The sequence below is a fragment of the Paralcaligenes ginsengisoli genome, from assembly GCF_054781135.1.
The window spans coordinates 33,763-56,741 of sequence record NZ_BAAGUZ010000033.1 but is presented as its reverse complement, the minus strand read 5'-3'; the positions used below and the strand labels follow the sequence as shown (position 1 = coordinate 56,741).

Below are 22,979 nucleotides of genomic sequence, written 5' to 3'. Positions count from 1 at the left end.
GCGGGGGTGGCGGCCCAGGCGGGGTGGGCAGTCCTGGCGAAAGCCAGGACCGGACGATGCGAGCTCCACCCCGCCTGGGCCGCCACCCCCGCGTCTTAAGAACGTAGATGACAGGTATCCACAAGGAAGATCCTGCGGAGTCACGTAGCAATCCACAAGATTGCCGACCCCACAAACACTATTCCCGCAATGATTCATAAGATCTAAATAAGCCCCAAAAACCATGTTTTTCGACACTTGAGCCGCTTGCATTCCGGGCAATAATGCATTCTCCAAAAAACACGAACCTGTCGCATGCGTACCCTGCTTTTCATCTGCCCGACGTTAATATTGCGCCCTCACCAAGGCACCGGCAAAGGGTCTCAATGAGCTCGCAGGCAGCGTTCCTGGCTCGCTTCCCGGCTCTGGCAAAACTCGGTAATTGGCCCAAATCCCTGCAGATCTGCGCGGCCGCTGCCGTCGTTGCATTGATCGTTGCGCTGCTGCTATGGAGCAGAACACCCGATTACCGCGTACTGTTTTCCAACCTGGCGGACCAGGACGGCGGCGCCATCGTGACGGCCCTGGGCCAGATGAATGTTCCGTACAAATTCTCCGATAACGGATCGGCCTTGCTGGTTCCCGCCGACAAGGTCTACCAAACCCGCCTGCAACTGGCCAGCCAGGGCTTGCCGCGCGGCGGCAAAGTCGGTTTCGAACTGCTCGACCACACACAGTTCGGGGCCAGCCAGTTTACCGAACAAATTACCTACCAGCGTGCGCTCGAAGGCGAACTGGCCAGCTCCATCGAGGCCGTCCACTCGGTCAAGCAGGCACGAGTGCACCTGGCCATTCCGCGCGAATCCCTGTTCGTGCGGGAGCGCCAGTCGCCGACCGCGTCGGTGCTGATTACGCTATACCCCGGCCGCTCGCTGAATGAATCGCAGGTAGCCGCCATTACCTGGCTGGTATCGTCGAGCGTCCCGAACCTGACCGCCGACAAAGTGTCGATCGTGGACCAGAATGGCCGCCTGCTGACCGCCCCCTCGGGCCAGGCAGGCGCCGATGGCACGCGCCGCGCCTTCACCAGCGAAGTGGAAGAGCACACAGTCCAACGGATACTCACCCTCCTGACCCCGCTCGTGGGCGCCAATAATGTACGCGCCCAGGCCAGCGCCGATATCGATTTTTCGCAGCGCGAACAGACCTCGGAAGTCTACCGCCCCAATCAGAAGCCCGGCGAAGCCGCGGTTCGCAGCGAACAGACCAGCTCGTCGGCGCGCCACGGCCTGCTTCCTCCCGAAGGTGTGCCCGGAGCCCTGACCAATCAGCCGCCCGCCAACGCCACGGCGCCCATCACAAGGCCCAACGTGCCCGCCGTACGCGCTCCGGCAACGGCCGCCGCGCCAGGAGCGGCGCCCGGGGCCGTCGCCAATGCCACAACACCTGCCACCGAGGCAAATCAGAGCAATCAGCCGGGCGACAGCCGCCACGACGCAACGGTCAACTACGAAGTGGATCGTACGATCAATCATGTCAAACACTCCGTGGGTACGATGCAGCGCCTGTCGGTAGCCGTGGTAGTCAACTACCAGCGCAATACGGCCGGCAAACTCGTACCGCTGGACCCTGGCGAAATGGCCAAGCTGAATAATCTGGTCAAGGAAGCCATGGGCTACTCCGCGGCGCGCGGCGATACGCTAAGTGTCGTTAACAGCCCCTTCAATACGGAAGATCCCGACAAGCTGGCAATCTGGGAAAATCCCACCTATCAGGCCCTGGCCCTGCGGCTTGGCCAATACCTGCTGATTGCGCTGATCATTTTCATGCTCTGGCGCAGCCTGCTCAAACCCTTGCTGGCCGGCATCACCTCCAGCGGCATGCCCCCGGCAGCCCCCATGACAAGCGCCGCCAGCGCCGCCGCCGAAAGCGAAGCAGCCGCGGCGCAACGCGATTCGGAAATCAACCGCTACGAAGAAAACCTGGCTACCGCTCGACGCATGGCCGAGAGAGACCCCCGCGCCGTGGCCATGGTATTGCGATCCTGGATGGGAAATAATGGCAGCAACTGAAAGCAACCTGGAGCGCTGTGCGATTCTGATGATGTCGCTGGGCGAAGACGCGGCGGCTGAAGTCTTCAAATACCTGTCGGCGCGCGAAGTGCAAATGGTGGGCGGCGCCATGGCCAACCTCAAGCAAATAACGCGCCAGGACGTCGATAATGTGCTGGAAGAATTCCGTCAGGAAGCCGACCAATTCATGGCCGTGACCCTGGGTTCCGACGAATACATACGCTCTGTGCTGACCAAGGCTCTGGGCAATGATCGCGCCGCCGGCCTGATCGAAGACATACTTGAAGCGGGCGACAACGCCAGCAGCGGCATCGATGCCCTGAACTGGCTGGATGCGCCCAGCGTGGCCGAGCTGATAAGCGGCGAACACCCGCAGATCATCGCCACAATTCTCGTACACCTGGAGCGCGACCGCGCCTCGAACGTACTGGCTCTGCTGTCCGAGCGCCTGCGCAATGACGTCATGCTGCGCATTGCCACGTTTGGCGGCGTCCAGCCGGCCGCTTTGCATGAGCTGACGGACGTGCTCAACAACATGCTCTCCGGCCAGGGCGCCAAACGCAGCAAAATGGGTGGTGTGCGCACCGCGGCCGAGATTCTCAATTTCATGAGCTCGGCCGACGAAGATGCCGTTGTGGCCAGCCTGCGCGAGCTGGACGCCGATCTGGCGCAGAGAATAGTCGACGAAATGTTCGTCTTCGAAAACCTGGCCGAAATCGAAGACCGTGCCATCCAGTTGATCCTGAAAGAGATCGATACGGCCGCCCTGACGATCGCGCTGAAAGGAGCCCCCGAAGAGCTGCGCGACAAGTTCTTCCGCAATATGTCGAACCGGGCCGCGCAACTGCTGCGCGAAGACCTGGAGGCACAAGGCCCCGTACGCATGTCCAAGGTCGAACAGGAGCAGAAAAACATACTCCTGGTGGCGCGCCGGCTGGCGGAGTCCGGCCAGTTCGTCCTGAGCGGCATGGGGAACGACGAGTATGTCTGACAAATGGCCGTCCGAAGCAGCATGGTCATCGCCCGATGCATGGAAGCGCTGGGAGATGGGGGCTTTCGATTTACCCAAACGCAAATCGGCATTGGCCGCGCTTGCTCCCCCTCCGCCGCCGCCGGAACTGAACGCGGAGATTGAACGAATCCGGCAGGCCGCGCGCGCCGAGGCGCGCGCCGAAGGCTACGCCGCCGGCCATGCCCAGGGACTGGCCGAGGGTATCCGGGCCGGAACAGAATCGGGACACCAGGAAGGCTATCAGGCGGGTTTTGCCGAGGGACGCGCGGCAGGAAGCGAAGTCAGCCAACAAGAGGCCGGGCAACTGGCGACACTGCTGACCACATGCGCCGACGCCCTGGAATCCGTAGAGGCCGATGTGGGCCAGAACCTGATTTCACTGGCCATCGATATCGCGCGGCAGGTACTGCGCAGCACCTTGGCCGCCGAGCCGGAAAAAATGCTGGATACCGTACGCGATATTCTTCATGACGAAAGCGACCCTCAAGACAAATTGCAATTGCGTGTCCATCCCGCCGACCTGGAGTTGATACAAACTCACCTGACCGACGATCCTGCTTTTAAAAACTGGCGGCTGATCAGCGATGACAGCATCGAACGGGGCGGCTGCATCGCCGCGACGGCGCGGGGCGATATCGACGCCACGCTTGAAACACGCTGGCGGCGAATCACAGCCGCCCTGGGCCAGGATCATCCCTGGAGAACCTCACTATGAGTCCGTCCCCGAAAATGCGCTACATCCCCATTGCCGAACGCTGGCAAGCCCAGCTGGCCGTTGGCGCGAGGCGCGTTGCCGCCACGAATTCCCTGCAAGCGACAGGCCGCGTCAGGCGCGCCACCGGGCTGGTCATCGAGGCTACGGGCTTGCGCCTTGCCGTGGGAGCGGCGTGTAAAATCGAAATTACACCCGGCCGCGATCATTGGGCCGACGCCGAAGTCGTGGGCTTCGACGGCCACACCCTCTATCTCATGCCGCAAAGCGATATTTCAGGCCTGCCGCCCGGAGCGCGGGTCCTGCCCGTGGAGCCGGCGCTGCAAAGCCCCATTTCCCTGCCTCGCGAGCATTCGAATGAAAGCCTCGCTCCGGAACGCAGCCGGCATCTGCCCGTAGGCGATGCGCTGCTCGGCCGGATACTGGACGGCGCCGGAAGACCGCTGGATGGCCTGGGCTCACTGGGCGAAGTCACCCTGGTTCCTCTTGCCGCGCCGACCATCAATCCGCTGATGCGTGCTCCCATCGACAGCGTGCTCGATGTAGGGGTGCGGGCCATCAATGGTCTCTTGACGGTAGGACGCGGCCAGCGCATGGGTCTTTTTGCCGGATCGGGCGTGGGCAAGAGCGTATTGCTGGGGATGATGGCGCGTTACACCCAGGCCGATGTGATCGTCGTAGGCCTGATCGGCGAGCGCGGCCGCGAAGTCAAGGAATTCATCGAACACAACCTGGGGCCCGACGGCCTGCGGCGCTCGGTCGTGGTGGCCGCGCCGGCCGACGTCTCTCCCCTGCTCAGGCTCCAGGGAGCGGTCTACGCCACAAAGCTGGCCGAGTATTTCCGCGATCAGGGCAAGCATGTACTGCTGATCATGGATTCACTGACACGTTATGCCATGGCCCAGCGTGAAATCGCCCTGGCCATTGGCGAACCGCCGGCGACCAAGGGCTATCCGCCCTCGGTGTTCGCCAAGCTGCCGGCCCTGGTCGAGCGCGCGGGCAATGGCGCATCGGTGGACAATCGGCCGGCCGGGTCCATAACCGCCTTCTATACCGTGTTGACCGAAGGCGACGATCAGCAAGACCCCATCGCCGACTCGGCGCGCGCCATCCTCGACGGGCACGTCGTGTTGTCGCGGCAACTGGCTGAATCGGGGCATTATCCGGCCATCGATATCGAGGCTTCGATATCGCGGGTCATGGCGGCCATCGTGCCTAAAGAACAATTCGCTGAAGTCCACCGGTTCAAGCAAATGCTGTCGCGCTATCAGCGCAATCATGATTTGATAGCCGTAGGCGCGTACACACCCGGCAATGACGCCAAGATCGACGAGGCCATTGAAAAATACCCCTGGCTTGAAGCATTTCTGCAGCAAGGCATGGAAAACCCCGTCAATTACCCGGCCGCAGCCGCCGAACTGAGCGCGGTACTAAGCCGCGGCGTCCAGCATGGCTAGCCCCTCGTCGCTGAATACGCTGATTGAGCTGGCCCAGAACAACGCGGACCAGGCGGCCAAGCAGTTGCAACAGTTGAACAGCACTCGCCGCGATGCGGAACAGCAGTTGAATACGCTGAAAACATATCGCCAGGACTACGCCGAACGCCTGCAGAAAGCCACGGAAGACGGGATTTCAGCGTCGAACTACCATAATTTCAGGCAGTTTATCGCCACTTTGGATGAGGCGATTGCGCAGCAAAATAAGGTATTGGTCCAGATAGGCGCAAAGCTCGAATCCGGACGCCAAAGCTGGTATGACGAAAAACGCAGGCTGAATTCCTATGCCACGCTCTTGTCCAGACAAGTTCAGCAGCGCACGATACGCGATAACCGCAAGGAACAGCGCGATAACGACGAGATTTCGGCCAGGCAACTGCGCCGTTCCGGAAAAGTACATTAAATTGACCACGCCATGAAGATTCCGATAGTTTCCGCGGCAACAAGTCAGACGGACAAAGTCGCGGGCTCTGCTGCCATGGTTGGCGCCAAAGACGCAAAAGAAGCCAAAGACGCCAAAACCAGTTTTTCCAGCGTGCTCGACAGCCAGCAGGCGCCACAGGCGGTACTTGTCCCAGCAGGGCACAAACCGGCGGGCAAACCCAACCAGGCTAAAGACGATGCCCCGGCGAAATCGGATGAAGAGATGCTGAGCCTGCTGGTGGCCGGACAAGGCCTGATACAGCAACCACTCGCCCTGAATGCGGCCGCCCAGGCCGGCTCGGCTGCGGAAATGCACGAGTCCCATCTCAGGAGCCAGGCGGCGCTGGCCAGCCCCGGCGGATCAGTACGCGGCGCCAACACAGATCATGTCATGCCGGACACCGGCCCGGCCAATACGCCGCCCAGCTCCGAGATATCGCCCGACGCCATCGCCCGTGTCATACAAGAGCAATTGGCCGCCACGAATACGCCCAGCGGGCCATCGTCCCGACCGGCGGCCGGGCGCGACAGCAAACCCGGCGACCCGGTAAACGATAAACTCAAAAGCCATACCGCAATCCCGCTGCCGGGAACTGCCGGCGCGACAATCGCGGCGGCGGGTCAGCAAGCTGCGCTTGCGTCCCACCCTTTTTCGAACTCCCCGCCGGCCGATCCCAAGCCTTTACACCTGGCCCAGGATGCCGCGCAAACCAGCACCCTTGCCGTCGTAAACATCAATTCACCGGGCGCGCAAGGCACGCCCGGAGCCGGATCGGGCACAGCGGCAACCGTGTCGCCGGCCGTTCTTCGAATCGACACGCCTTTGCAGAACCCGCAATGGGCCAGCGACTTCGGCCGGCAATTCGTAAGCCTGACTTCGAATCACGCCCAGAGCCAAACCGCCGAGCTGCATATCAATCCGCCCAACCTGGGGCCTCTGCACATTTCAATCAATATCAGCGACAACGTGGCCCATGCCATATTCATGTCCCCCCACGCCGCGGTGCGCGGCGCGGTGGAAAATGCCTTGCCGCAATTGCAACAGGCCCTGGCGCAAAACGGCATTTCGCTGGGCCAGGCAAACGTCAGCGACCAGCGGCCGTCCGCAGGAAGCTTCCACGAGCCCACCGGGCAAAAGCGCCGCGGCGCGGTTGGGGCCATCGCCGGAGCGGCCACAGAACAAGGTGTTGTCGGGCAAGCCCGCACACGCAGCGTCTCGCCCGACTCGCTTGTCGATACCTTCGCGTAAACGGCAGCCCAACCTCATTTCGGGTAACTCATGCAGCCGGATGGGCACAAGAGCCGCCCCTGCCCGGCCGTCTCTTGACTCCCGAGGCGGTATCTATCCATCCCTCTGCCCACATCTCTATCCATAGAGCCCCTCTCACTTGTCCCATTCAGGCCATTCCCATGCAAAGACACGAGCTGACAAGATTTAAGCCCATTATTCAAAAGGATTCGGCGTGCGTACTTGATGCAGAATGTCAGGGATAAACCAGTATGCCCATCATGCACCCAATACACTCATTGCCTCAGATGTATATTCCCAATCATCCCGCTCATTCTGAAAACACGCCGCTGTTGGCCGCCACCTGCCCTATCGGCAAAATACTGCCATGATCAAGACCATTCTCGGAGTCATTCTCATCGTGGCGGCCAGTGTCGGCGCCACTCTGTTTTATTCCATGCGCGCGGTGCCCGCGGTCAATGCCGAAACACGGCTGTCAGTACCGGCTCCGCTGCCGGGCCCCATATTCGTGCCGCTGGAACCCTTTACCGTTACGCTGCGCAATGAAAGCATCACACGGATTCTGTATGTAGCCATCACCTTGCGGGTTGCCGACGAAGAGTCGCGTCATCTGCTTGGCACCTACATGCCCGAAGTGCGCAACCGCGTACTGCTGGAACTCTCGACGCAAAGCCCCGTGGCGGTGCAGACGCCCGAAGGGCGGACTCAATTGGCGACGAACCTGACCAAGGTCCTGGAGACCCCCTACGTGCCGCAACCGCGCGGCCCAAGCATCTCAAATGTGCTGTTCACGGCCTTCGTAGTGCAATAATGTCCTATCAAAACTTTCTCTCGCAAGACGAAGTCGACGCCCTGCTTGAAGGCGTAACGGGCGAAAGCAAAAAAACAACCCGCCAGGCCGACGACCCGGGTGGAGTACGGCCCTACGACCTAAGTTCCCCCGATCGGGTCGTGCGCCACCGCATGCAAACGCTGGAGCTGATCAACGAGCGATTCGCCCGGCGCCTGCGTTCGACGTTGCTCAGTTTCATGCGCCGCAGCGCCGACATAACGGTAGGTTCGATACGCGTGCAGAAATACTCGGACTTCGAACGCAATCTTCCCGTGCCCAGCAATCTGAACATGGTCAGCATGAAGCCCTTGCGCGGCGTGTCCCTGTTCACTTTCGACCCCAACCTGGTCTTCCTGATCATCGACAGCCTGTTCGGCGGCCATGGACGCTACAGCACCCGCATCGAGGGGCGCGATTTCACCACGACCGAACAGCGCATTATCCGGCGCCTGCTCAATTTGACACTTGAAAGCTACGGGCACGCATGGGATACGGTCCATCCGATCGAATTCGACTACATACGTTCCGAAATGCACACCAAGTTTGCCAGCATCGCCGGCAATAATGAAATTGTCGTGGTCTCGTCTTTCCATATCGAATTCGGATCGACCGGAGGCAGCCTCAACATCTGCCTGCCTTATTCGATGATCGAACCGATACGCGATGTACTGACCCGGCCCTTGCAGGATGCGTCGATCGGCTCGATCGATCAGCGCTGGATGCATCAGTTGTCGCGCCAGGTACGCAGCGCCGATGTCGAACTGATAGCCGATTTTGCCCACATTTCCTCCTCCATTTCCAAGCTGCTGAAACTGCAGGTCGGAGACGTACTGCCCCTGAATATTCCGTCGTCCATCACGGCGCATGTCGGAGGCGTGCCGGTAATGGAATGTTCATACGGAACCTTCAACGGCCAGTATGCATTGCGCGTACAAAAACTGCTGGCCAACTCGGAAACCGATTTACCTAAAGCGACCCATCATGACTGAGCCAAAAGAAGAGCCTGCGCACGTCCCGGACACCTCGGCCGGTGCCGACGCCGACTGGGCGAACGCCCTTGCCGAACAGGCGAGCCAGGGCAGCAGCACCCAGGCCGCCGGCCTGAATCAAAACACGGACGACTGGGCCAGCGCACTGGCCGAGCAAACCGCCGCGACACCTGCACCGGCATCGCAGCAGGTATTCCAGCCTCTGATCGACAATCCCAGCGACGCCGGCAGCGATATCGACATGATCATGGACATCCCTGTCCAGCTCACTGTCGAGCTGGGCCGCACCCGGCTCACCATCAAGAATATCCTGCAGCTTGGCCAGGGCTCGGTGATCGAACTTGACGGACTGGCCGGCGAGCCCATGGATATTTTCGTGAACGGCTATTTGATTGCACAAGGCGAAGTCGTGGTGGTCGAGGAAAAATACGGCATTCGCCTGACCGACATCATTACCCCTTCCGATCGCCTGCAACGCCTGAACAACAGACGCTGAGCCCCATGACCGAAGCCGCGGCGCTGCGCCTGATACTCAGTCTATTCTTTGTACTGGCCCTTATTCTGGCCGGCGCATGGCTGACGCGCCGTGCCGGCTGGCTGCATCCCGGCACGAAGCGCATGATCAAGCTCATCGACACGCAAAACCTGGGATCGCGCACGTATGTGGCGCTGGTCGATGTCGAAGACACCCGGCTGGTGCTGGGCGTAACGACAAGCCATGTGTCCCTGCTGCATACACTGCCCAGGCCGGAAAACGAACCCATGCAGGCGGAACATGCCCCCGCCTTCGCTCGCACGCTGCGGCACATCATGGCGAAGCGCCGCTGAAACCGGCCTGGCCCGCACTATCTTCATGAATCATTCCATCTCCGCTCGACTCCGCGTTCCCGGACTGCGCACCCTTTCCGGGCTCGCCGTCTGGAGCCTGTTGTCGCTCGCCTTGCTGTACCCGGCTTCGGGACTGGCCCAGGCTACCTTGCCGGGGATTACCGCCGTAACCGGCTCCAACGGCAGCCAGACCTATACGCTCAGCATCCAGACTTTGCTGCTGCTGACAATGATGTCGTTCCTGCCGGCCATGCTTCTGATGATGACCGGCTTCACGCGCATCATTATCGTACTGGGCCTGTTGCGCAATGCCATGGGCACCGGCAGTTCGCCGCCCAATTCCGTGCTGATCGGCCTGGCCATGTTTTTAACCTTCTTTGCCATGTCGCCTGTTTTCGACCAGATATACAGCCAGGCTTACCAACCGCTGAGCGCCGGCACCATCTCCTTTGAAACGGCGCTGGACCGGGGTGCACAGCCGCTGAAAACCTTCATGCTGCATCAAACGCGCGAGGCCGATCTGTCGCTGTTTGCCAATATGGCCAAGATAGGACAGCTCGACAGCCCCAATGAAGTGCCTTTGCGCGTATTGGTGCCCGCGTTCGTCGCCAGCGAACTGAAAACCGCATTCCAGATCGGCTTCACGATATTCATCCCGTTCCTGATTATCGACCTGGTGATTGCCAGCGTGCTGATGGCCCTTGGAATGATGATGGTGCCGCCTGTCACCATCTCGCTGCCCTTCAAGCTCATGCTGTTCGTGCTGGCCGACGGATGGCACCTGCTGCTGGGTTCGCTGGCACGCAGCTTTTATCAATAAAGGAACCGCCATGAATTCCGAAGCCATCATGTCCATGACCTATCAGGCCATGAAAATCGCGCTGATCATGGCCGGCCCGCTGCTGCTGGTGACCCTGGTGGTGGGACTGCTCATCAGCATTTTCCAGGCCGCGACGCAGATCAATGAAATGACGCTGTCATTCATCCCGAAGCTGCTGGCGGTGGGCGCCGCACTCGTGCTGCTGGGCCCCTGGCTGATCAGCACCATGGTCGACTATATGCAGCAACTGCTTGCGCAGATACCGGGCCTGGTATCCTGACAACGACTGCGACGCCCCAGGTTCATGGTTTCCTTCCAGCTCGATCAGCTCTACGGCTGGATCACGGCATTTATCTGGCCATTTTTGCGCTTGCTGGCTTTGCTCAGCACCGCTCCGCTGCTTGGTGAATCCGCCATTCCAGCCCGGGTAAAAGTAGGCTTCGCGGCGCTGACGGCCATTGCCATTGCTCCCGCGCTCGGCCCCATGCCGCCCATCGCTCCCGCTTCGTTTGCGGGACTATGGATCGCCGCGCAGCAAGTCATGATCGGCATCGCCATGGGGCTGACCATGCGTATTGCCTTTGCCGCGGTGCAGACGGCCGGCGAGTTCGTCGGCCTGCAGATGGGCTTGTCGTTTGCATCATTCTTCGACCCCGGCACGGGGGCCAATACGGCGGTGCTCTCACGCCTGATGAATGTGGTTGCCATGCTGATTTTTCTGGCGCTGAACGGCCATTTGCTGATGCTGGCCGGCCTGGTCCGCACCTTCGAAGTGCTGCCCATAGGCGGGTCATCCCTGGATTCGGGCGGATGGGGCGTACTGCTGGACTGGAGCAGCCAGATCATGATTTCGGGAATGCTGCTTGCGCTGCCGATTATCATTGCCTTGCTCACCATCAATCTGGCTTTGGGAATTCTAAATAGAACCGCGCAGCAGCTTTCCGTATTCGCCGTTGGGTTTCCGATCAGCCTGATGGTAGGCCTGATACTGCTGACGGTAGTGTTGCCGCAGTCCACCCCGTTCCTGGCGCATCTGTTTCAATCCGGCTACGAAGCCATGGGACGCCTGGCCATGGCGCTGGCCGGCACATAGGGCCGGCCCATGCACCAGCCTGTTCTGATCGGGGCCAACAAATAGAACCGCGGGCGGGCGGCCACAAGGGCCGCCCCTGCTGCATCTATCTATACGGCCAGGGAGTGTTCAAGGGCTGGGGACCGGCCCTCGTGCGACAAGGCCCCCGAGGACCCCGCCTCGATCACCTCCCCTCCACTGAGCTTGAACACCGACACCGCCTCGCTTAACCGACCCGCCTGCTCCTGCAACGAGCCCGCCGCGGCCGCCGCCTGCTCCACCAGCGCCGCATTCTGCTGCACCGCCCCATCCATCTGCGCCACCGCCTGATTCACCTGCTCTATCCCCTCGGACTGCTCCCGCGACGCCGACGAAATCTCCCCCATGATCGTCGTCACTCCATGCACCGACCCCACCACCTCCTGCATGATCTGGCCTGCCTGCTTGGCCTGCGTCGCCCCAGCCTTGATCTTGTGCAACGACTCCTCGATCAATACCTTGATCTCCTTGGCCGCCTGCGCACTGCGCTGCGCCAGCGACCTCACCTCACCGGCCACCACCGCAAATCCCTTGCCCTGCTCCCCAGCCCGCGCCGCCTCCACCGCCGCATTCAACGCCAAGATGTTCGTCTGGAACGCTATCCCGTCTATCACCCCCACAATCTCCGCTATCTTGCCAGAGCTCGTCGTGATCTCCTCCATCGTCCCCACCACCTCCGTCACCGCCCGCCCGCCGCGCTGCGCCACCTCCGAAGCCCCCTTGGCCAGCTTGTCCGCCTGCAGCGCATTCTCCGTATTCTGCTTGACCGTGCTGGCCAACTCCTCCATGCTCGCCGCCGTCTCCTGCAACGACGCCGCCTGCTGCTCCGTGCGACTGCTCAGGTCCGTGTTCCCCATGAATATCTCGCGCGATCCCAGCGTGATCTCCTCTACCCCCTGGCGCACCGTCGTCACCGTGCGCGTCAGACTCTCCTGCATCCGCTTCAACGACTCGTACAGCACCCCTATCTCGTTGCGCGACCTCACCTCAATCCGCTGCGTCAAATCCCCTCCAGATATCCGGTCAAAATGTCCCCCTGCCTCGATCAGGCGCTTGATCACCGCCCGGCCGAAAATAATGCGCGCGGCAATCATGAGCAACAGGCCTGCCAGCACCGCGGCGCCGATCGCCATCAGGGCCTGATGGAATTTTTCTCCGGCGGCGGCAAACGCTTGCTTTTCCTGCTTGTCTATATAGGCCGAATAAGTCTGGATGGCTTTCTCGAAGGTAATACTGCGCTCGATGCCAAACTGATTATTGACAAAATAAAAAGTCGTGTAGTCCTGTATCGTCAAGGCCTGAACCATCGGGTCGATGCCATCGTCCACATAAGGCTGATACGTGCTGACCAGCCTGAGCGACAGGCGCCGCGCTTCTGGATCTTCAGGCAGGTTCTTGCGGAAATCCACGAAGCTCTTTTTGACCGCATCGAGCTTTTGAGTTGCCTGGTCGAGCATGTCCTTGGCTTTCTGTTTCAGGGCCGGATCCATGGAGGAGCTGGCCTCCTGCTGATAGCGGGCCGCGACCAGCAGGGACACGCGGGCATGCAGCATATCGTTGCTCATCAGCAGAACCTGCTGGGCTCGGCTATTTTGCTCGCCTATGGTGTGCACAGCCTGAACATTCAGATAAAGAAAGTAAGCTCCCAACCCGCCCACCGCCATGATCAGCAGCATGAACAGCGCAAGCCCGGTCATGAGCATGGAACTGACCTTTGAGCCTCCCAGCCGAAAACGGGAGCTTCGGGTGCGTTTCGATTTTTTTACTTCATTTTGTGGAAATTGCATGGTCATGGACATGATTGAATCCGATTTCGATTGCGTACCTCGCGGTACAGAAATGAAAGCTATTGGGGCGACAGGCTGTAGCTTACGGCGGGTGCATATAGTGGGGCCTGCGACATATTGCCCATCGGGCTATTGTCCGCAGGGACTGCCGCATTCTGTACGCTCGTGTGGGGTGCCGCGGCAGGCTGCAGGGATCGTGTAGGCACATTAGTGCTCTTCACGACACGGCTGAATTTACCGTCCGGCCCAAAGTCGAGCCATAGCTCACGGCGAAAATAAATCGCATCGGTCACAAGCGAGGCCTTATGGGCCCAAACAGCCAGAGCCGAGCCGTCGCCCTGCATATAGATGTTGTCCGGCTCGGCTTCGAGAATGGCGCTGGCCTGTTCCAGCGTAGTCTGCCCCACCTTTATCTGCTCGAGATCCGACGTGTGAAAAGCGCGTCCGGAAGTGCTGCATGCGGCCAGGCCCAGGGACAAACCCAGGGCCAGCAGGAAAAATCGAGACAAGACGGAAGTGGAAAACATGCTAGAACTCTTCCCAATCATCCTGGCTTATCGGCTTGTGCGCCGCCGCAGCACCAGTGGCTCCGGCATAAGCGGGCACCCGGCCTGGGAGCTGGCCCGGAATTCGGGCAGCGGCCTGCAGGGAAGCCGCGGCCAAGGCAGTCGCCGATACCGCGCCGGCGGCATTTGCCGAATTGGCGGAGGGCAATGCCCGGCCCCCCGTTGCCTGGCTGCCGGCGGCCGTGGCTGCGCGCGCCTTGCCGGCCGTGGTGGCGATGGCCGTCGCCGCGACATCGATCACCTGCTTGTCGATCGTCTTGAACACGGACACCGCATCGCTGACCTGCGCCACCTGCTCGCGCAAAGCCGCGGCAAGCGACGCCGCTTCCTGCACCAGGGTGGCGTTCTGCTGGGTCACATCGTCCATTTGCGTTACGGCGCGATTGATCTGGTCTATACCTGTCGACTGCTCGGTGGTGGCCGCCGAGATTTCACCCATGATGTCAGTGACCCGCGCCACTGATACGACAATTTCTTCCATGGTGGCGCCGGCTTGTTCAACCTGAGTCGAGCCTTCCGTAACTTTCTTGACGGAATCCTCGATCAAGCCCTTGATTTCCTTGGCCGCCTGGGCGCTGCGCTGCGCCAGCGCCCGCACCTCGGCCGCAACGACAGCGAAGCCTTTACCCTGTTCGCCGGCCCGGGCGGCCTCGACCGCCGCATTCAATGCCAGAATATTCGTTTGAAAGGCAATACTGTCGATCACGCCTACAATGTCGGAAATCTTGCGCGAACTGGCGGAAATACCCTGCATGGTCGTTACGACTTCGCCCACGGCATGCCCGCCGCGCTGCGCCACTTCGGATGCGCTGGCTGCCAATTGATTGGCCTGGCGCGCATTATCGGCATTCTGTTTGACCGTGCTGGCCAGTTGCTCCATGCTGGCCGCCGTCTGCTGCAGCGCCGCCGCCTGTTGCTCGGTACGGCTGCTCAAATCGGTATTGCCCAGCACGATCCGCTGCGACCCGGTATTGATCTGATCCATACCCTGGCGCACGGTTCCGACGATGCGGCCGAGGCTGTCCTGCATGCGCTTGAGCGAGGCATACAGCATGCCGATCTCGTTTTGCGTGGTGACTTCGATACGCTCGGTCAGGTCGCCCGAAGCTATGCGATCGAAATGGGCGCCGGCCTGCTTCAACGGCCGCAGCACCGTGCGCGACAAGGTCCGGTACGCCGCCAGTGCCAGCACAATGGCAAGAACGATCAAGCAGCCAAAAACATAAAGAGCCTGCTGATAGAGCTTCGCGGCATCCGCGGAAGTGTCGGAATATTCACCCGCAAGGTATTGATCGAAACGCTTGAAGGCGGCCTCCAGCCCCTGGGCCGCAACGGCCGGCTGCGCATACCGGGATTGCTCATACGCATTCTTGACTTCACGGCCCGCCTCGATGCTGCTGGTCGAAAGCGCATTCATCTGCTGGCGCGCCGTATACAGGCTATTCCAGCCTATACCTACCGCAACGAACGTCAATAAAGACAGGAAAAACACCATCAGCGACAGACTTGTCTTGAGTTGCAATCGTTTGAACTTCATCAAGTACTCTCTTTTACCCGGCAGGCTAGCCTGCTTGCAAAACAATCGATCGCGGCGCCATTGCACGCGGCCCGGCACGAACATCCGCCTACCATTAACCGCTGCTGCCTGTATTGAACAGGCTGGTGCCCTGGATCTGCTTGAACGCCAGCGAAGCCGCCTGAAGCGCGGACTGACGCAACTGCAACTGCGTGGTGGCGCTGTAGTAATCGACATTCTCGAGCGTGGACAGCTGGCTGGCGTAGCCCAGCCCGCGCGCCGTGCCATTCGCATTCAGGGCATCGATTTCGTTCATGCGCGAACCCACCGAGGCGCGCACGGTCAATAGATTGTCGTAGCTGGCATTGAATTTCTGTATCGCGGTGGACAGGGAGTTGCCCAGAGTCGCGCTGGCGGTATTGTCACCATTGACAGGCTTATTGAGCGCCGCGATCATGTCGTCGAGCGTGCCGAATACGTCCAGATTGCCGGCATTGCCGGGGCTGACCGTAAACGTGTCGCCCGGCTTGGGGTCGCCCGAGAACTGCACTTGCACGCCACCGGTCAAGTCCAGCACGGTGCCGCCCGCCTGATAGGGAAATGTAGCGCTGCTTGTCACGCCTGTTGTCGCATCTGTTGTATCGACCTGGTACTGAAGCGGCGATCCGGCGCTGAAGGTAATCTTGAAAGAATTCCCCACATTCGATCCCGCGGGATTGGTAATCGTGGGCGTATTGATCTGTGCCGTACCCGTGTTGGCGGGATCCCCTGTGGTTACATAAACCCTCATACCCGGCACAGCACGCGCAAAAATATCGGACCCTACATCGCTGCCCGCCATCTGCCGGGTTGGATCGATTTGAATCAAGCGTTGATTGGTATCGCCTGTATAGGTGACTTTGCCTGTGACCGGATCGGTCACATACGGCATGGTATCGCCCTTGAAACCGGAGAACATGTATTGGCCGTTGCCGTCGGTACTGTTCGCCAGACCCAGCAGGCTGGCCTTGGCCTCGGTCAGGACATTGGCCAGCGTTGCACGATCGGCATCCGACAAAGTTCCATTGCCTGCCTGGATCAGCTGGGTCTTGATATTCTGCATCAAGGTGGTCGCGGAACCCAGGACATTGTCTTCGGTTCCCAGGTTTTGCGTGGCCACGCCGCGATTATCGGCAAAGCGCTGATTAAGCGTCTGCGACTGCGCAATATTGATGGCTTGCGCCGCCCCCAGAGGATCGTCGGCCGGCGTCACCATGCGTTGCCCGCTGGCAATCTGCTGATATATATGCATCAGATCGGCCTGCTGGGCGTTAATGGAATTCAGCCCGGTCTGAAAAAATTGGCTGGAGCTAATACGCATGGCGAAATCCTGAAAGAAAATTTATGTGCAACACTGGAGCCTGCCAGGCTAGCGACCCATGGTCAGCAATGTGTCGAACAATTTCGAACTGACGTCGATCAGACGCGAGGCCGCCTGGAACTGCTGCTGATAATTATCGAGATTGACATACTCTTCATTCAGATTGACGCCGGACACCGCTTGCTGGGCCGCATAGTTCTGCTGGATCAGCGTGTTCTGCGCTTTTGCGGAGGCCGCATTTTGCTGAGTCGCCACGGCAACCTGGTTGACGATCTGCGAATAGCCCTCGTTCAAGCTCATGGTGCCGCCGCCAAAAACCTTGCTTGTCTGCAGCTGTGCCAGGGCCAGAGCGTTGACGCCGTTGGCCGAGCCGCCGTTGGTATCGGCAGCCGCAATCTTGGCGGGATCGGTGATCTCGAGTTTCAAATCATCGGCTGTCGTGCGGGTGGGCTGTACCAGCCAGGAGTCGCCGGCTTGCGGCGTACCCGATACCGTAAGCTTCAGCCCCGGAACGCCGGCGTCGGTCGGCAGGGTGTCCAGCGTGGCGCTGCTTGCACCGACCTGTTTGCCATCCGGCAGACTGAATACCGAATAGTTGGTGCCGTCGTACTTCACCGTGTAATCGAGCCCGGTCAGCGCATTGGAATCGTTCGGAACCGCAAATGAAGCGGTAATCGTGGCGGAGCTTGGGTTATTGCTGTTTGATATGACCTTGGGCGTGCCCAGCTTGAAAAATTCCGTTCCAGCCGCCCCATTCAAATCCTTGCCGTTTTCATGCACAGCGTTGACGCCCATGGCCAGGCCCGCCGCCAATCTCCCGAGCTTATTCTGGGTCGCGTCAAGCGTCTGGCTGCGATAACTCAGCAAACCGCCCAGGCTACCGCCGGTGATATCCTGCTCGGGCATTTCCACTGAGGTCATGGCACCGCCGGCGCCCGACGGCACGCTATAGGCAACCACCGTGCGCGACGGATCGGCCGCGGACTGCACCGCCGTCAAGGGGAATACTGTATCGCCGCCCAGCAAAATCTGGCCATTGCCCACCGTGAGGCTGACATTGCCGTTCTGCTGCAGAACCTTGACATCGACGAGCTGGCTCAGATCGGACACCGCCTGGTCGCGCTGATCGAGCAGATCGTTGGGCGGTTGGCCCGAACTGCCGGCCAGCGCGCTGGAAATCTGATGATTCAAATCGCGTATGCGCTCGACATAGCTGTTGACCTGAGTAACCGTGGTGGTAATTTGCGTATTGACATCGTTGCGCTGCTGATTCAGGAAGGCATTGGCGCTATTGATATTAGTGGCCAGGCTGCCCGCCTGTCCCAGCATTTCCTGGCGAGCGGCGCTATCGGCCGGCGCCGACGCCACGGCTTGCACGCTGTCGAAAAAGTGTTGGATGGCCGGCGAAATGCCTACCGTACGATCGGCAAACAGATTGTTGATCTGGGTGATCTGGTTGCCATAGGAGGCCAGTGCCGCGCCCGTGGTTTGCGAATTGACCAACTGTTTGGCCAGGAAATTGTCATAAGAGCGGGTAACGCTATCGACCTGGACACCCCAGCCTATAAAGCCGTTGCCGGTATTGGCCGCTCCGGCCGTGGATACCAGCACCGTCTGGCGGTTGTAGCCGACGGTCGCCGCATTGTCGATATTGTGGCCCGCCGTTTGCAGGCGAACCTGCGCCGCTGTCAAACCCGAGAGACCAAGATTAGCCAAATTCATGAACGAATTACACTCTTAAACAATGGGAGCAAGCTCCACGTGTGCGGGACAACCGTTTGATGTATTTACGGCCAGAAAGCGAAAATGTTTAGCGCGCCCGGCCCGGCAAGCAGGAAAACACACACTAGATCGCGCCGGCATTGAAATACCCCATGATCGAAATCAATTTCTTGGCATAATCGGGGTCGGTCGCATAGCCCGCGTCCTGGATCTTCTGCGCAGCAACTTCGGCGCTGGGAGCGCTTACAACATCCTGATAACGCTGACTATTTCCTATCAGGCGAGCGTAGTCGGCAAACGATTCCGCATACGAACCATAGGCCCGGAACGGCTGCATCACTTTCTTGGCCACCCCCCCCTCGTATTCGGTCGTCAGCACATTGACCACCTTGCCCTTCCAGCTGCCGCCGGCCTTGATGCCGAACAGGTTATAGCTCGGGCTGCCATCCGCTCCCTGAATTTCGCGCTTGCCCCAGCCTGATTCCAGTGCCGCCTGGCTCAGCATCAGCTTGAGCGGCACACCGTTCTGGCTGGCCGCCGCTTTCGCGGCGTCGGTCATGGCCGAGATGAAACTGCGAATGTGCTCAGGCGCTCCCTGGATTGCAGACAAGGCCGCGCCGGCGGCGGACTGCTTGCTCAGCATATCGATCAGGTCCGAAATGGACGACGCGACATTGGGGCGGTCCGGACCCACGCGGGACCGCAAGCCAGGTATCCGGGAGGCCGCCAGCTCGGGCGGTGTGGCCGAAGCCTGCTGTTGCGTGGCATTGCCGCCCCGTTGCGCGCTGATCTGGTTAAGCAGCGCCTGCGCCAGGCCTATCCCGGGATTGGACAGTTGCAACGCCGTTTGCTCGTCGCTCATGCTTTGCGCCATGCGCGTCTGCTCGCTGTCGAAAGGCCCGGACAAAGTGGATGCCTGGTGCGCCTGCTTGAGCAGCATCTGGATGAACATGGCCTCGAATTGCTGGGCCACCTTCTTGGTCGCATTCGCGTCGGCACCGCTCTGAACATCGCGCTTGAGCGAGTTCAACTGGCTCATGTCGAAAATCGACATATCGTTGCCGGGGCGCGGGGTGTATTGAGTAAAAGCCATAGAACCCCGCTCCTATATGATTTCCAGGTCGGCGCGCAAGGCGCCCGCGCTCTTGAGGGTCTGCAGAATCGACAACAGATCCTGCGGTGTCGCTCCCAGAGCGTTGAGTGCCTTGACGACATCGGCCAGATTGGCACTGGTGCGCACCCGCTTGATGCTGCCCTTGTCGGAGCGCATCTCGATCTGGGTGCTGGGCGTCACCACCGTCTGCCCGCCGGCAAAAGGCGTAGTGGGCTGGCTGACCTGTGCCTGCTGGCTGATCACCACCGACAGATTGCCGTAGGCAATGGCCGCTTCGTCGATGGTTACCGTCCGGTTCATCACAACCGAGCCGGTGCGCGCATTGATAATGACCTTGGCGCGAGCCGGCGGCAGATTGACCTGTACATTCTCGACCTGTGAAAGAAACACGGCCTGACTCGACGCATCGACGGGGCCTCGCAACTGCACTACCCGGCCATCGATGGCACGCGCCACACCCGGCCCAAAGGCCCGATTCAAGGCCGTAACCACGCTCTGCGTCACGCCGAAATCAGTGGTATTCATCTCGAGATTGATCTCGCCATTGCGCGCAAACGCGGTAGGCACGCTGCGCTCGACGATCGCGCCGTTGGTGATGATGCCGCCATTGAGCTGATTGACCTGGACGCTTGAGCCGCCTGCCTGCGCGCCCGCCCCGCCCACCAGCAAATTGCCCTGGGCCATGGCGTACACCTGGCCATTGGCCCCCTTCAACGGCGTCATGAGCAAAGTGCCGCCGCGCAGGCTCTTGGCATTGCCCATGGACGACACGACCACATCCACCGTCTGGCCCGGCCTGGAAAAAGCCGGCAACCGCGCCGTTACCATGACGGCGGCCACATTCTTGACCTGCATATTGGTACCCTGGGGCATGGTGACACCCAACTGCGACAGCATGTTCGTCAGGCTTTGCTGGGTAAACGGCGTCTGGCGAACCTGATCGCCGCTGCCGTCCAGGCCCACCACCAAACCGTAGCCAATCAGCTGGTTCGCACGCACCCCCTGGATCGATGCCAGATCCTTGATCCGCTCGGCATGCGCGGCGCTCAGGGACAGCAGCAGCGCGGCAGCCAGCACTGCGCACTGCTTCCAGAGGCGCAGCCCGGCGGAACAAGGGAATGTGAAGATCGGCATCATGTCAGAACGGTGAAATATTCAGGAAAAAGCGCTGCAGCCAGCCCATGGTTTGAACTTCGTCCATAGTGCCTTTGCTGCGGTATTCAATGCGCGCATCGGCCACCTGCGTTGAGGAAACTGTGTTCGATCCGGTAATCGAGCGTGGGTCCACCACACCCGAAAAACGGATGTACTCGCTGCCCCGATTGATGGCTATCTGCTTTTCGCCGGCAATCTGCAGGTTGCCGTTGGGCAGCACGCCGATGACCGTGGTCGTCAAGGTGCCCGAGAAGGTATTGTCGGCGCTGCTCGATCCCTTTCCGCTGGCCTTGTTGGCGCCCGATGCGTCCAGGTTCTGCTTGGCCCCCAATTCGCTGGGCAGGAAGCTGGGTACTACCGTCATGCCCACCGTGGCGCTGCCGGAGCGATCCGTCGACGTCGCCACATTCTTGGCCGCATTGGTTTTTTCCTGGATCACGATCGTGACGATATCGCCTACGTTGCGTGGGCGCCGGTCCTCGAACAAGGGGTAGTTGCCGTACGCGGTAGGCTGGTAGATCGAACCGTTCTCTTCCGGAATCGGCTGGGGTATTGGCGGCCGCGCCGTCAGGGGCCCTGTCACCACAGGTTCGGGCGGAATCAGGGCACAACCTGACAACACCGCCATCACGCAGCAGCACAGGCCGGAAAAAAAGCGATGTTGCATCATTAAAGTTGGGTCAGGCGCGCAAGCATTTGGTCGGAAGTCTGGACGGCCTTGCTGTTCATTTCATAAGAACGCTGGGTCGTAATCATATTGACCAGTTCTTCAGCCACATTCACATTGGACGATTCCACATATTGCTGCATGACCAGCCCGGCGCCGTTCAGCCCCGGCTGGGAGAAGTTGGCCGGACCCGAGGCGTCGGTTTCGACGTACAGATTCTCGCCCATGCTTTGCAGGCCGGTGGGATTGATAAACGTGGAAAGCTGCAATTGGCCGATCTGCACATTGGTGCCCACAGCGCCAGGCTGGGTGACCGATACCGTGCCGTCGCGCGCAATGGTCACAGTCAGCGCATTATCCGGAATATTGATGGGCGGCTGTATCGGATACCCTCCGGCCGTCACCAATTGGCCGTTCTGGTCGACCTGCAGGCTGCCGTTGCGCGTATAGGAAAAAGTGCCGTCGGGCATCTGTACCTGCAGAAACCCCTTCCCCTGGATCGCAATGTCCATGGAGTTGCCGGTGTTCTTCATATTACCTTGCGTATGAATGCGCTCGGTCGCCACCGTACGCACCCCGGTCCCGACCTGCAAGCCCGAAGGCAGCTGATTGGCCGCGCCCACCTGGGCGCCCGGCTGACGCACGGTCTGATACATCAGATCTTCGAAAATCGCACGGGTCTGCTTGAACCCATCGGTATTGACGTTGGCCAGATTATTGGAGATCACATCCATATTGGTCTGCTGTGCCTCGAGACCTGTTTTGGCGATCCATAGTGAACGTATCATGTGTATTCCTTTTTACCTTAGCCGTTGACCGACAAGATCGAATTGCCCTTGTCTTCGTTGGTGCTGGCGTCGCCGATGACTTTCATTTGCATCTCGAAGCGCCGCGCATTGCTGATCATGCCCACCATGGCTTCAGCCGGGCTGACATTGCTTTTTTCCACAAATCCCGGCACCACCCGTACATTGGGATCGGCCTGCGCGACGGGCGGCTGGCCCGCGGCCATGCGAAACAGGCCGTCCCCGCCGCGCTCCAAGCTGGCGGCAGGCGGATTGACCAGCTTCAATTGAGCGACAACCTGCAGATCCTTGGGGGTATCGCCCGCACCCAGCACGTTTACATAGCCGTCGGCGGAAAACGTCAAGGTGCCGCGATCCGGTATATTGATCGGCCCGCCTCCGGTCGACAGCACCGGCTGCCCCTGCTGGGTAACCAGTATGCCTTGCGCATTGACCGCCAGTTCGCCGTCGCGGGTGTAGGCCTCGCCAGTCGGCGTCTGCACACTGAGCCAACCGTCGCCGCTCACCGCCAGATCCAGGGGGCTGCCGGTTTCCTGCATGGTTCCCTGGCGAAAATTGCTGGACGGGGTCGAGGTGACCGTCGTCACCCGGGTCGGCAAGCCCTGTTCGCCGACCACCGGCACCGAACGGTAAACCGCCAATTGCTCGCGAAAGCCGGTCGTGCTGACGTTGGCCAGATTGTTGCTGATCACCGACTGCTGTTCGAGCACCCGGGAGGCCCCGCTCATGGCGGTATAAACGACGCGATCCATGACCGGGCGCC

Annotated in this window: 23 protein-coding genes; 13 read left to right on the top strand and 10 right to left on the bottom strand. The window is 60.3% G+C overall.

Annotated elements, in window-relative coordinates:
- Positions 1-365 precede the first annotated feature (365 nt).
- From fliF to fliR, 13 genes are all read left to right on the top strand, one after another.
- Entirely contained in the window at positions 366-2,051 is a 1,686-nt protein-coding gene (gene fliF, locus ACYVIS_RS16465) for a flagellar basal-body MS-ring/collar protein FliF (RefSeq protein WP_460874462.1), read from the top strand.
- Positions 2,038-3,042, top strand: coding sequence for a flagellar motor switch protein FliG (gene fliG, locus ACYVIS_RS16460; protein ID WP_232743641.1), 1,005 nt, complete (start codon positions 2,038-2,040; stop codon positions 3,040-3,042). The genes fliF and fliG overlap by 14 nt, the downstream gene beginning before the upstream one ends.
- Positions 3,035-3,778 (top strand): flagellar assembly protein FliH, encoded by a 744-nt coding sequence (gene fliH, locus ACYVIS_RS16455; protein ID WP_460874461.1) that lies wholly within the window; start codon positions 3,035-3,037, stop codon positions 3,776-3,778. The genes fliG and fliH overlap by 8 nt, the downstream gene beginning before the upstream one ends.
- A complete protein-coding gene (gene fliI, locus ACYVIS_RS16450; protein WP_232743643.1) occupies positions 3,775-5,232 on the top strand; it encodes a flagellar protein export ATPase FliI in 1,458 nt (485 codons plus the stop codon). The genes fliH and fliI overlap by 4 nt, the downstream gene beginning before the upstream one ends.
- Entirely contained in the window at positions 5,225-5,674 is a 450-nt protein-coding gene (fliJ, locus tag ACYVIS_RS16445) for a flagellar export protein FliJ (RefSeq protein WP_460874460.1), read from the top strand. The genes fliI and fliJ overlap by 8 nt, the downstream gene beginning before the upstream one ends.
- Before the next feature lie 12 nt (positions 5,675-5,686).
- Positions 5,687-6,943, top strand: coding sequence for a flagellar hook-length control protein FliK (locus tag ACYVIS_RS16440; protein ID WP_460874459.1), 1,257 nt, complete (start codon positions 5,687-5,689; stop codon positions 6,941-6,943).
- Positions 6,944-7,310: 367 nt separating this feature from the next.
- On the top strand, positions 7,311-7,754 hold the full coding sequence (gene fliL / locus ACYVIS_RS16435) for a flagellar basal body-associated protein FliL (protein ID WP_460874458.1): 444 nt from the start codon (positions 7,311-7,313) through the stop codon (positions 7,752-7,754).
- The gene (fliM, locus tag ACYVIS_RS16430; protein WP_232743647.1) at positions 7,754-8,764 is read left to right on the top strand and encodes a flagellar motor switch protein FliM; all 1,011 of its coding nucleotides are present in this window, start codon (positions 7,754-7,756) and stop codon (positions 8,762-8,764) included. The genes fliL and fliM overlap by 1 nt, the downstream gene beginning before the upstream one ends.
- Positions 8,757-9,260, top strand: coding sequence for a flagellar motor switch protein FliN (gene fliN / locus ACYVIS_RS16425; protein WP_232743648.1), 504 nt, complete (start codon positions 8,757-8,759; stop codon positions 9,258-9,260). Before fliM ends, fliN begins: the two co-directional genes overlap by 8 nt.
- A 5-nt stretch (positions 9,261-9,265) precedes the next feature.
- Positions 9,266-9,592 (top strand): flagellar biosynthetic protein FliO, encoded by a 327-nt coding sequence (fliO, locus tag ACYVIS_RS16420; protein ID WP_232743649.1) that lies wholly within the window; start codon positions 9,266-9,268, stop codon positions 9,590-9,592.
- Between the two features lie 25 nt (positions 9,593-9,617).
- The gene (fliP, locus tag ACYVIS_RS16415) at positions 9,618-10,412 is read left to right on the top strand and encodes a flagellar type III secretion system pore protein FliP (RefSeq protein WP_460874457.1); all 795 of its coding nucleotides are present in this window, start codon (positions 9,618-9,620) and stop codon (positions 10,410-10,412) included.
- 10 nt (positions 10,413-10,422) lie between these two features.
- Complete coding sequence (gene fliQ / locus ACYVIS_RS16410; protein ID WP_232743651.1) at positions 10,423-10,692, top strand: flagellar biosynthesis protein FliQ; 270 nt, start codon at positions 10,423-10,425, stop codon at positions 10,690-10,692.
- Between the two features lie 24 nt (positions 10,693-10,716).
- Entirely contained in the window at positions 10,717-11,505 is a 789-nt protein-coding gene (gene fliR, locus ACYVIS_RS16405) for a flagellar biosynthetic protein FliR (protein WP_232743652.1), read from the top strand.
- Positions 11,506-11,594: 89 nt separating this feature from the next.
- On the opposite strand, the gene ACYVIS_RS16400 is transcribed toward fliR, so the two are convergent.
- The 10 genes from ACYVIS_RS16400 to flgF all read right to left on the bottom strand — a co-directional run bounded on the left by ACYVIS_RS16400 (position 11,595) and on the right by flgF (position 22,968).
- Positions 11,595-13,316, bottom strand: a complete 1,722-nt coding sequence (locus tag ACYVIS_RS16400; protein ID WP_460874580.1) for a methyl-accepting chemotaxis protein — start codon at positions 13,314-13,316, stop codon at positions 11,595-11,597.
- A gap of 53 nt (positions 13,317-13,369) precedes the next feature.
- Positions 13,370-13,837, bottom strand: a complete 468-nt coding sequence (locus ACYVIS_RS16395; RefSeq protein WP_460874456.1) for a hypothetical protein — start codon at positions 13,835-13,837, stop codon at positions 13,370-13,372.
- A 1-nt stretch (position 13,838) separates the two neighbouring features.
- Positions 13,839-15,413: a methyl-accepting chemotaxis protein gene (locus ACYVIS_RS16390; protein WP_460874455.1), complete on the bottom strand. Its 1,575-nt coding sequence runs from the start codon at positions 15,411-15,413 to the stop codon at positions 13,839-13,841.
- Positions 15,414-15,507: 94 nt separating this feature from the next.
- On the bottom strand, positions 15,508-16,752 hold the full coding sequence (gene flgL / locus ACYVIS_RS16385) for a flagellar hook-associated protein FlgL (protein ID WP_460874454.1): 1,245 nt from the start codon (positions 16,750-16,752) through the stop codon (positions 15,508-15,510).
- A 48-nt stretch (positions 16,753-16,800) separates the two neighbouring features.
- Positions 16,801-18,474, bottom strand: a complete 1,674-nt coding sequence (flgK, locus tag ACYVIS_RS16380; protein WP_460874453.1) for a flagellar hook-associated protein FlgK — start codon at positions 18,472-18,474, stop codon at positions 16,801-16,803.
- A 124-nt stretch (positions 18,475-18,598) separates the two neighbouring features.
- Positions 18,599-19,567 carry a flagellar assembly peptidoglycan hydrolase FlgJ gene (gene flgJ / locus ACYVIS_RS16375; RefSeq protein ID WP_460874451.1) on the bottom strand — a complete coding sequence of 323 codons (969 nt, stop codon included), beginning with the start codon at positions 19,565-19,567 and terminating at the stop codon, positions 18,599-18,601.
- A gap of 12 nt (positions 19,568-19,579) precedes the next feature.
- Positions 19,580-20,722 (bottom strand): flagellar basal body P-ring protein FlgI, encoded by a 1,143-nt coding sequence (locus ACYVIS_RS16370; protein WP_460874579.1) that lies wholly within the window; start codon positions 20,720-20,722, stop codon positions 19,580-19,582.
- 4 nt (positions 20,723-20,726) lie between these two features.
- Positions 20,727-21,410 carry a flagellar basal body L-ring protein FlgH gene (locus ACYVIS_RS16365; protein ID WP_460874578.1) on the bottom strand — a complete coding sequence of 228 codons (684 nt, stop codon included), beginning with the start codon at positions 21,408-21,410 and terminating at the stop codon, positions 20,727-20,729.
- A gap of 2 nt (positions 21,411-21,412) precedes the next feature.
- Entirely contained in the window at positions 21,413-22,198 is a 786-nt protein-coding gene (gene flgG, locus ACYVIS_RS16360) for a flagellar basal-body rod protein FlgG (protein ID WP_232743658.1), read from the bottom strand.
- Between the two features lie 17 nt (positions 22,199-22,215).
- Positions 22,216-22,968 carry a flagellar basal-body rod protein FlgF gene (flgF, locus tag ACYVIS_RS16355; protein ID WP_460874450.1) on the bottom strand — a complete coding sequence of 251 codons (753 nt, stop codon included), beginning with the start codon at positions 22,966-22,968 and terminating at the stop codon, positions 22,216-22,218.
- Positions 22,969-22,979: the final 11 nt, after the last annotated feature.

Excerpts from the sequence above, each read along its gene's own strand:
- fliF (WP_460874462.1), top strand. The coding sequence starts at position 366 with ATGAGCTCGCAGGCAGCGTTCCTGGCTCGCTTCCCGGCTCTGGCAAAA.
- fliG (WP_232743641.1), top strand. The coding sequence starts at position 2,038 with ATGGCAGCAACTGAAAGCAACCTGGAGCGCTGTGCGATTCTGATGATG.
- fliH (WP_460874461.1), top strand. The coding sequence starts at position 3,035 with ATGTCTGACAAATGGCCGTCCGAAGCAGCATGGTCATCGCCCGATGCA.
- fliI (WP_232743643.1), top strand. The coding sequence starts at position 3,775 with ATGAGTCCGTCCCCGAAAATGCGCTACATCCCCATTGCCGAACGCTGG.
- fliJ (WP_460874460.1), top strand. The coding sequence starts at position 5,225 with ATGGCTAGCCCCTCGTCGCTGAATACGCTGATTGAGCTGGCCCAGAAC.
- ACYVIS_RS16440 (WP_460874459.1), top strand. The coding sequence starts at position 5,687 with ATGAAGATTCCGATAGTTTCCGCGGCAACAAGTCAGACGGACAAAGTC.
- fliL (WP_460874458.1), top strand. The coding sequence starts at position 7,311 with ATGATCAAGACCATTCTCGGAGTCATTCTCATCGTGGCGGCCAGTGTC.
- fliM (WP_232743647.1), top strand. The coding sequence starts at position 7,754 with ATGTCCTATCAAAACTTTCTCTCGCAAGACGAAGTCGACGCCCTGCTT.
- fliN (WP_232743648.1), top strand. The coding sequence starts at position 8,757 with ATGACTGAGCCAAAAGAAGAGCCTGCGCACGTCCCGGACACCTCGGCC.
- fliO (WP_232743649.1), top strand. The coding sequence starts at position 9,266 with ATGACCGAAGCCGCGGCGCTGCGCCTGATACTCAGTCTATTCTTTGTA.
- fliP (WP_460874457.1), top strand. The coding sequence starts at position 9,618 with ATGAATCATTCCATCTCCGCTCGACTCCGCGTTCCCGGACTGCGCACC.
- fliQ (WP_232743651.1), top strand. The coding sequence starts at position 10,423 with ATGAATTCCGAAGCCATCATGTCCATGACCTATCAGGCCATGAAAATC.
- fliR (WP_232743652.1), top strand. The coding sequence starts at position 10,717 with ATGGTTTCCTTCCAGCTCGATCAGCTCTACGGCTGGATCACGGCATTT.
- ACYVIS_RS16400 (WP_460874580.1), bottom strand. The coding sequence starts at position 13,316 with ATGACCATGCAATTTCCACAAAATGAAGTAAAAAAATCGAAACGCACC.
- ACYVIS_RS16395 (WP_460874456.1), bottom strand. The coding sequence starts at position 13,837 with ATGTTTTCCACTTCCGTCTTGTCTCGATTTTTCCTGCTGGCCCTGGGT.
- ACYVIS_RS16390 (WP_460874455.1), bottom strand. The coding sequence starts at position 15,413 with ATGAAGTTCAAACGATTGCAACTCAAGACAAGTCTGTCGCTGATGGTG.
- flgL (WP_460874454.1), bottom strand. The coding sequence starts at position 16,752 with ATGCGTATTAGCTCCAGCCAATTTTTTCAGACCGGGCTGAATTCCATT.
- flgK (WP_460874453.1), bottom strand. The coding sequence starts at position 18,474 with ATGAATTTGGCTAATCTTGGTCTCTCGGGTTTGACAGCGGCGCAGGTT.
- flgJ (WP_460874451.1), bottom strand. The coding sequence starts at position 19,567 with ATGGCTTTTACTCAATACACCCCGCGCCCCGGCAACGATATGTCGATT.
- ACYVIS_RS16370 (WP_460874579.1), bottom strand. The coding sequence starts at position 20,722 with ATGCCGATCTTCACATTCCCTTGTTCCGCCGGGCTGCGCCTCTGGAAG.
- ACYVIS_RS16365 (WP_460874578.1), bottom strand. The coding sequence starts at position 21,410 with ATGCAACATCGCTTTTTTTCCGGCCTGTGCTGCTGCGTGATGGCGGTG.
- flgG (WP_232743658.1), bottom strand. The coding sequence starts at position 22,198 with ATGATACGTTCACTATGGATCGCCAAAACAGGTCTCGAGGCACAGCAG.
- flgF (WP_460874450.1), bottom strand. The coding sequence starts at position 22,968 with ATGGATCGCGTCGTTTATACCGCCATGAGCGGGGCCTCCCGGGTGCTC.